Raw genomic sequence first — 7500 nt, forward strand, 5'->3', positions numbered from 1 at the left:
CCTTCGGGGCGAAGCTATGAACCGAAGCCCCAGTAAACGGCGGCCGTAACTATAACGGTCCTAAGGTAGCGAAATTCCTTGTCAGGTAAATTCTGACCCGCACGAATGGCGTAACGACTTGGGCGCTGTCTCAACGAGAGATCCGGTGAAATTTTAATACCTGTGAAGATGCAGGTTACCCGCGACAAGACGGAAAGACCCCATGGAGCTTTACTGCAGCTTGATATTGAATTTGGGTACGATCTGTACAGGATAGGTGGGAGCCGTAGAATCTTGAGCGCCAGCTTGAGAGGAGGCATCCTTGGGATACCACCCTGATCGTATCTAGGTTCTAACTTGGTACCGTGATCCGGTACGAGGACAGTGTCAGGTGGGCAGTTTGACTGGGGCGGTCGCCTCCTAAAGAGTAACGGAGGCGCCCCAAGGTTCCCTCAGAATGGTTGGAAATCATTCGAAGAGTGCAAAGGCAGAAGGGAGCTTGACTGCGAGACCTACAAGTCGAGCAGGGACGAAAGTCGGGCTTAGTGATCCGGTGGTACCGCATGGAAGGGCCATCGCTCAACGGATAAAAGCTACCCTGGGGATAACAGGCTTATCTCCCCAAGAGTCCACATCGACGGGGAGGTTTGGCACCTCGATGTCGGCTCATCGCATCCTGGGGCTGAAGTAGGTCCCAAGGGTTGGGCTGTTCGCCCATTAAAGCGGTACGCGAGCTGGGTTCAGAACGTCGTGAGACAGTTCGGTCCCTATCTGTCGTGGGCGTAGGAAATTTGAGAGGAGCTGTCCTTAGTACGAGAGGACCGGGATGGACGTACCGCTGGTGTACCAGTTGTTCCGCCAGGAGCACCGCTGGGTAGCTATGTACGGAAGGGATAAGCGCTGAAAGCATCTAAGCGTGAAGCCCCCCTCAAGATGAGATTTCCCAGTATGTAAGACCCCTTGAAGACGACGAGGTAGATAGGTTGGGGGTGGAAGTGCAGTAATGCATGGAGCTGACCAATACTAATCGGTCGAGGGCTTATCCTAAGAATAAAACGCAAATAAGTTTCGGATCCAGTTTTCAGGGTGTAACCTTGAATGTAGAATTTACGATGTAAATTCATGTTTGGTGGCGATAGCGGAGGGGTTCCACACGTACCCATCCCGAACACGACCGTTAAGCCCTCCAGCGCCGATGGTACTTGGACCGCAGGGTCCTGGGAGAGTAGGACGTCGCCAAGCGATATCCTTCAAAGGATAATGAAGTTTTGCATGTTAGGGCCTTTAGCTCAGCTGGTTAGAGCGCACCCCTGATAAGGGTGAGGTCGGTGGTTCGAGTCCACTAAGGCCCACCACTTCCAGAATAACAAAAAGATTGGGGCCATAGCTCAGCTGGGAGAGCGCCTGCCTTGCACGCAGGAGGTCAGCGGTTCGATCCCGCTTGGCTCCACCAATATTCCCTGATAGCTCAGTTGGTAGAGCACTCGACTGTTAATCGAGTTGTCACAGGTTCGAGTCCTGTTCGGGGAGCCATGTTTTGAATATTTCTGAATTTTATATATAAGGTGGCGGCGTAGCTCAGCTGGCTAGAGCGTACGGTTCATACCCGTGAGGTCGGGGGTTCGATCCCCTCTGCCGCTACTCGGAGAGATACCCAAGTGGCTATAAGGGGACCCTCTGCTAAGGGGTTAGACTGCGAAAGTGGTGCGAGGGTTCGAATCCCTCTCTCTCCGCCATAAATTTATTGAAACCAGAACTTATTTTGCAAGGCCCGTTGGTCAAGGGGTTAAGACACCTCCCTTTCACGGAGGTAACAGGGGTTCGAATCCCCTACGGGTCATATTATGGAGGCTTAGCTCAGCTGGGAGAGCATCTGCCTTACAAGCAGAGGGTCGGGGGTTCGAGCCCCTCAGCCTCCACCATAAGAAAATTTGAGAAGTGCCTTTTAATGTCGCGGGGTGGAGCAGTTCGGTAGCTCGTCGGGCTCATAACCCGAAGGTCGTAGGTTCAAATCCTACCCCCGCAATTAATTTCCTGTTGGAAATGCCTCTGGAACTGTGGTGTAGAGGCCTAACATGCCTGCCTGTCACGCAGGAGATCGCGGGTTCGAATCCCGTCAGTTCCGCCATTTTAACTTCATATATAATTGGCATATAAAGTGCGGATTATATGATGTAGTAATAAAAAAATATGGCTCGGTAGCTCAGTCGGTAGAGCAGAGGACTGAAAATCCTCGTGTCGGCGGTTCGATTCCGTCCCGAGCCACCTTTCAAGTGGGAAATGAGTAATGTGCCGGTGTAGCTCAACTGGTAGAGCAACTGACTTGTAATCAGTAGGTTGGGGGTTCAAGTCCTCTCGCCGGCACCATTTTGGAGGATTAGCGAAGTGGCCAAACGCATCAGACTGTAAATCTGCTCCCTTACGGGTTCGGTGGTTCGAATCCATCATCCTCCACCAGTCTTTTCATAATCATATGGCGGTCGTGGCGAAGTGGTTAACGCACCGGACTGTGACTCCGGCATTCGTGGGTTCAAGCCCCATCGGCCGCCCTTTATTCTTAATCTATTGGGGATTAGCCAAGCGGTAAGGCAACGGACTTTGACTCCGTCATGCATAGGTTCAAATCCTATATCCCCAGCCATTAAGAGCCATTAGCTCAGTTGGTAGAGCACCTGACTTTTAATCAGGGTGTCGAAGGTTCGAGTCCTTCATGGCTCACCATTTATAATTATTTTGCGGTCGTGGCGGAATTGGCAGACGCGCACGGTTCAGGTCCGTGTGGGCTAACCCCCCGTGGAGGTTCGAGTCCTCTCGACCGCACCATATTTTGCGGACGTGGCTCAGCGGTAGAGCATCGCCTTGCCAAGGCGAGGGTCGCGGGTTCGATTCCCGTCGTCCGCTCCATTATCCATACGGCGCCATAGCCAAGTGGTAAGGCAAAGCTCTGCAAAAGCTTCATTCCCCAGTTCAAATCTGGGTGGCGCCTTGACTACTCATTATGGAATTTAATATGCGCCCTTAGCTCAGCTGGATAGAGCGTTTGACTACGAATCAAAAGGCCGGGAGTTCGAATCTCTCAGGGCGCGCCATTTCTTAAAAAATGTATAATGTCGGGATGTAGCTCAGCTTGGTAGAGCACCTGGTTTGGGACCAGGGGGTCGCATGTTCAAATCGTGTCATCCCGATACTGATTTGCGGGTGTAGTTCAATGGTAGAACTCCAGCCTTCCAAGCTGGTAGCGTGGGTTCGATTCCCATCACCCGCTTTTTGCTATAGCGGATTCTTGTTGCCTCAGTGGTGACACCTTATAAATAAAGAGAGCCTGTCTGGGGACAGAGCTCTCTCTTTTTTTTGTATTTATCCTCATGTAATCCACAATGTGTTGATTATCCATAATCTTCGGTATCGGTGTATATCGTTCTGATCATACAACTGGCATACACCGATAACCGATTTAGTGGACAGTTTTTACACGGGAATGGTCAGCTGGATGGAGGTTCCCTCGTCTGGAGCAGAGGTTATGCTCATAAATCCCCCTACCCCTCTAGCTCGTTCTTCCATACTGAACAATCCAACTCCCTCTCCTTGGGACTTTCCAGAGAATCCAATGCCCTCATCCCGAATGGTCACTTGTATCATTTCATTTTGATCCTCAACGTCGACATATGCCTCTGCTACATCTGCGTATTTGGCTACATTCGTTAATGCCTCTTGTACAATCCGATAAATTGCAATTTCCTTGCGAATATCAACCCGTTTACGTAGGGTGCATTGAAAATGCACCTCAATCCCGTAATGAGAACAGAAGTTTTCAATATAGGTTCTTATGGCTGGGACGACACCCAGATCATCCAGAACTGAGGGACGAAGTTCCCACGCTAGACCACGAACATCTTTGATGATGTCGGTCACCTGCGAACGAAGATTCTCCAGAGTAGCACTAGGTTGTTCGGCAAGTTGGCTATCCAATTGAATAATAAGTGAAAACAAGCTTTGTCCTATCCCATCATGCAGCTCTCTTGAAAAGCGTTTACGTTCTTCTTCCTGTATTTGCATGACTTGCGTCATCATAGACTGGAGTTCTGCTTCTACTTTCTTCAGTTTAGTGACCTCATTGCGGATCGCTAAGTACTGATAGGGTTCACCTTCCTCGTCCATAAACGGAACGATCGTAGTATTCACCCAATAGTAGCTGTTATCTTTAGCACGATTACGTATTTCTCCTTGCCATACCTTACCTGAACGGATCGTAGTCCACAGGTTTTTCATGAAGGCAGAGGTATGATAGCCTGAATTAATAAGACGATGATCCTGACCGATCAGCTCTTCACGACTGTATTGCGAAATCTCACAGAACTTGTCGTTTACGTACTGAATAATACCTCGATGATCGGTCAAAGCAACGATGGAAGACGTATCTAGAGCAAATTTCAGATTGGATAATTGGTGGAGTGAGTTACGCAGCGCATGAAGAAAAGGGGATTCTGGTATATAAATTTCCAGATCATTCAGCAGTTTATCGGTTGATTCACCAAAGGCATGCTGCAGTAAAGGGTTAGAAGGTTCATTCATAATGGAGCAGCCCCTTTTTTAGTGCGAATTTGACTAGCTCAGGTCGTGTTTTCAAGTTAAGCTTCTCCATAAGATTGCTTTTATGGGACTCTACGGTTTTGACGCTAATCACCAGGTGCTCGGCAATTTCCTTGTTGGCATATCCTTTGGCTACCCACGATAGAATCTCTTTTTCCCGCTCAGACAAGGATTCATAGGGTCCGGCTATGCCTTCCTGTTTGATTTTGTCCAGATATTCGCTCATCAGTCGTTTGGTTGCATTCGGGTACAAATAGGCACTACCTTCGGCCACAGACTGGATGGCAGCGAGTAACTCCTCGTGAGGTGCGCTTTTTAAAATATATCCGGATGCTCCAGCTTGAATGGCTCGGAACAGATATTCTTCATCGTCATGCATCGTTAAAATAAGGACTTCTGTATCGGGCAACTGTTTTTTTAATTCAGTAGTTGCCGTGAGACCATCTTTGCCAGGTGGCATGCTAAAATCCATGAGTACGACATTAGGTTGTAGCTCTGCTGCTTTGCGGATCGCCTCATCTCCGTCTGCTGCATCTCCTACGACCTTAATACCATTTTTGCCGTCCAATAGGGCCATGAGGCCAGAACGTACGACAACATGATCATCCACTACTAGTATACGAATCAATTTGTCATCCCCTCGAACGGTAAAAAAACCGTGCGTTTTGTCATAATCATAGCAAATTTTAGGGATTTCAATCAACAGAGATAGTTAGGGACAGCCATATCAAGTATTTTATGAGTTTTATTATCTACAGTACCATTGTTGATCTATGGAGTGAGAGGGTAAGCACATAGTTGGCTAAGGCGTTGAGCGACTTGAGTGGCCTCGGCCACATCAGACTCTGTGAACGTCCTCACATCACGATTACCAAGAAGCAGCACACCGTTAGGCAGATCCCCTGTGCTGGAAAAGGGAATAGCAACAGCAGAGTGAAGCTGCTCGGCCAGCATTAGTGCACACTCCTGACGCAGACGTATACTACCCGATAGTAAAGCACTTACAGTCACGGTACGTCCCAAGCGAACAGCCATCCCGGCAATACCATGGCCAATCTTAAAAGAAATAAGGCGATAGCGATTGCTTCGGCTGCCGGAGGCGTAATACCAATGCAGCCTACCACCCGACTTGGACATAAATGCAAGGGCAGTGAGATCACTATAAATAGTATCTCTCAACTGGTTCAGTTCTTTTCGCATTTCATCCGTTATTTGTAGCATAGAAGACACATCCTTTTTCATAACCAAACTATATCTCTAATTCATTGTAGTTCCGACAGTTATAAAAGTAGATCAGGGAACCCCCTGATCTATAGGCGCAGGAAACACTGACTTTTCATCAGGTCGGGTAAGGAGTAGGGAAAAGGTCGATAAATGGGGCGTTAGCTTACCTCGGAAGTGATATTTATCACAGTAAATCAGGGAGTAGGAAGGTATAAAATCAGGTGTTCTCCCGATAACAACCCAGGCATTAAAACATTATGATATAGATATCAGGTAAACACGAGGAGGACGCTAACATGCAAGCCACTTGTATGGAACGGTTTGGGGACGAAGCGGAACGCACGGGAATTCAGATTTATTTGACAGAAGAACATTTTGTTCTGCTAAAAGATATTATGTCCTGGAAGAAGGTAAAGGCAGGCGTTATGCTTTTCCGAGAAGGCGATGATGCAGAGCAGCTTTATTATATACATTCAGGTCATGTTAAACTTCGTAAATCGACAGAAGATGGTAAAGAACTGATTCTGACCATTCAGCATCAAGGCGACTTAATTGGGGAATTTAGCGGGATAGATGGAGAAGAGTATAGTTGCACTGCGGAAACAGCCGATGTGTGTGAGTTAGGCGTCGTGCTTGTTAAGGATCTGGAGTCGCTCTTGTCCAAAAATGGGGAAATGGCACTTCAGTTCATCCAGTGGATGGCGATGAAGCAACGCATTATGCAATCGCGTTTTCGGGACTTACTGTTGTATGGTAAAACTGGAGCGTTAGCGTCTACATTGATCCGTGCTAGCAATACATGTGGCGTGGCTGTGAAGGATGGCATTTTACTAAATATGAAGCTAAGTCACTCCGAATTAGGTGAGATGATTGGAGCGACGCGCGAGAGTGTGAACCGGATGCTGAGCGCGCTGAAAGAACAGGGAACCCTAGATACAAGGGATGGAAAGATTGTCATTCACGATCTCAAGGTATTACGTGGCATGTGCTGCTGTCCTTCGTACGGCCAATGTGCCCATGAAATTTGTCGCCTCTAATATATGAATACCATTAGGCGGGGTCCAAGAGACTTCGCCTTGCTGCATGTCTTCTAACAATCTAGCACATGGGGTAACGAACAACATAGATTAGAAAAAAACTAATCAACGTCGTATAGCGGCTAATTACCAATAATGTATTTATATTAAATGGAACTGAACACATGACATTTTATGAACTAGCTGTTTTGAAGTAACATTGGAGCTAATAATGGTTGACTAAAAGGTGGAGGGATTTCAAGTTTAAAAAAGGAATTATTTACAAGTTGCTTTCTTTTGCTGAAAATGATATATTATTTGAGCTGACAACAAAACAGCAGTTTCAAAAGTGAAAAGCTTGGGTGAAATGATCTTCAAAAAAAGAAAAAATAACCCTTGCATTTATGAAACGAACATGATATGATCTTATAGCTGCTGAAAAACGCGGCGAAAGAGAAATGTTTGATCTTTGAAAACTGAACAACGAGTGAGTAAAACGATTTTGTTCGCAAAATCAAACAAGAGATATTTTTATCTCGTCAGTTTCAAAATGAGCTTATCGCTCTTTCTATAAACCAACTTCGGTTGGTCTTTAATGGAGAGTTTGATCCTGGCTCAGGACGAACGCTGGCGGCGTGCCTAATACATGCAAGTCGAGCGGGGTTGTTTAGAAGCTTGCTTCTAAACAACC

At 47.1% G+C, this 7500-nt stretch carries 4 protein-coding genes, 21 tRNA genes and 3 rRNA genes (2 of these 28 cut by a window edge); 25 read left to right on the forward strand and 3 right to left on the reverse strand.

Going from position 1 to position 7500, the window contains the following annotated elements:
* The 23 genes from AOU00_RS14455 to AOU00_RS14565 all read left to right on the forward strand — a co-directional run.
* A 23S ribosomal RNA gene (locus AOU00_RS14455) occupies positions 1-1026 on the forward strand (it extends 1902 nt beyond the left edge of the window).
* A 78-nt stretch (positions 1027-1104) separates the two neighbouring features.
* A 5S ribosomal RNA gene (rrf, locus tag AOU00_RS14460) occupies positions 1105-1221 on the forward strand.
* Between the two features lie 36 nt (positions 1222-1257).
* Positions 1258-1334, forward strand: a tRNA-Ile gene (locus AOU00_RS14465).
* Between the two features lie 22 nt (positions 1335-1356).
* Positions 1357-1432 (forward strand) — tRNA-Ala (locus AOU00_RS14470).
* 4 nt (positions 1433-1436) lie between these two features.
* Positions 1437-1512: transfer RNA gene (locus AOU00_RS14475), tRNA-Asn, on the forward strand.
* A 34-nt stretch (positions 1513-1546) separates the two neighbouring features.
* Positions 1547-1620, forward strand: a tRNA-Met gene (locus AOU00_RS14480).
* 3 nt (positions 1621-1623) lie between these two features.
* Positions 1624-1715, forward strand: a tRNA-Ser gene (locus tag AOU00_RS14485).
* A 32-nt stretch (positions 1716-1747) separates the two neighbouring features.
* Positions 1748-1819, forward strand: a tRNA-Glu gene (locus AOU00_RS14490).
* A gap of 6 nt (positions 1820-1825) precedes the next feature.
* Positions 1826-1901, forward strand: a tRNA-Val gene (locus tag AOU00_RS14495).
* Positions 1902-1931: 30 nt separating this feature from the next.
* Positions 1932-2005 (forward strand) — tRNA-Met (locus AOU00_RS14500).
* A 25-nt stretch (positions 2006-2030) separates the two neighbouring features.
* Positions 2031-2107: transfer RNA gene (locus AOU00_RS14505), tRNA-Asp, on the forward strand.
* 64 nt (positions 2108-2171) lie between these two features.
* Positions 2172-2244 (forward strand) — tRNA-Phe (locus AOU00_RS14510).
* A gap of 26 nt (positions 2245-2270) precedes the next feature.
* Positions 2271-2346 (forward strand) — tRNA-Thr (locus AOU00_RS14515).
* 4 nt (positions 2347-2350) lie between these two features.
* A tRNA-Tyr gene (locus AOU00_RS14520) sits at positions 2351-2436 on the forward strand.
* A 19-nt stretch (positions 2437-2455) separates the two neighbouring features.
* Positions 2456-2528 (forward strand) — tRNA-His (locus AOU00_RS14525).
* A 17-nt stretch (positions 2529-2545) separates the two neighbouring features.
* Positions 2546-2620 (forward strand) — tRNA-Gln (locus AOU00_RS14530).
* A gap of 4 nt (positions 2621-2624) precedes the next feature.
* Positions 2625-2700: transfer RNA gene (locus AOU00_RS14535), tRNA-Lys, on the forward strand.
* 14 nt (positions 2701-2714) lie between these two features.
* Positions 2715-2802: transfer RNA gene (locus AOU00_RS14540), tRNA-Leu, on the forward strand.
* A gap of 6 nt (positions 2803-2808) precedes the next feature.
* Positions 2809-2883 (forward strand) — tRNA-Gly (locus AOU00_RS14545).
* Between the two features lie 10 nt (positions 2884-2893).
* A tRNA-Cys gene (locus tag AOU00_RS14550) sits at positions 2894-2965 on the forward strand.
* Positions 2966-2991: 26 nt separating this feature from the next.
* Positions 2992-3068 (forward strand) — tRNA-Arg (locus AOU00_RS14555).
* Positions 3069-3090: 22 nt separating this feature from the next.
* Positions 3091-3164 (forward strand) — tRNA-Pro (locus AOU00_RS14560).
* A gap of 9 nt (positions 3165-3173) precedes the next feature.
* Positions 3174-3244: transfer RNA gene (locus tag AOU00_RS14565), tRNA-Gly, on the forward strand.
* A 203-nt stretch (positions 3245-3447) separates the two neighbouring features.
* On the opposite strand, the gene AOU00_RS14570 is transcribed toward AOU00_RS14565, so the two are convergent.
* The 3 genes from AOU00_RS14570 to AOU00_RS14580 all read right to left on the reverse strand — a co-directional run bounded on the left by AOU00_RS14570 (position 3448) and on the right by AOU00_RS14580 (position 5790).
* A complete protein-coding gene (locus AOU00_RS14570; protein ID WP_069290898.1) occupies positions 3448-4551 on the reverse strand; it encodes a PAS domain-containing sensor histidine kinase in 1104 nt (367 codons plus the stop codon).
* The gene (locus AOU00_RS14575) at positions 4544-5197 is read right to left on the reverse strand and encodes a response regulator (protein ID WP_069290899.1); all 654 of its coding nucleotides are present in this window, start codon (positions 5195-5197) and stop codon (positions 4544-4546) included. The genes AOU00_RS14570 and AOU00_RS14575 overlap by 8 nt, the downstream gene beginning before the upstream one ends.
* A 143-nt stretch (positions 5198-5340) precedes the next feature.
* Positions 5341-5790, reverse strand: a complete 450-nt coding sequence (locus AOU00_RS14580; protein ID WP_061832127.1) for a GAF domain-containing protein — start codon at positions 5788-5790, stop codon at positions 5341-5343.
* 299 nt (positions 5791-6089) lie between these two features.
* Between AOU00_RS14580 and AOU00_RS14585 the strand changes: the two genes are divergently transcribed.
* Positions 6090-6830 carry a Crp/Fnr family transcriptional regulator gene (locus AOU00_RS14585; RefSeq protein ID WP_061832126.1) on the forward strand — a complete coding sequence of 247 codons (741 nt, stop codon included), beginning with the start codon at positions 6090-6092 and terminating at the stop codon, positions 6828-6830.
* A 571-nt stretch (positions 6831-7401) separates the two neighbouring features.
* A 16S ribosomal RNA gene (locus tag AOU00_RS14590) occupies positions 7402-7500 on the forward strand (it continues 1457 nt past the right edge of the window).

The organism is Paenibacillus polymyxa (assembly GCF_001719045.1).
Taxonomy (GTDB): Bacteria; Bacillota; Bacilli; order Paenibacillales; family Paenibacillaceae; genus Paenibacillus; species Paenibacillus polymyxa_B.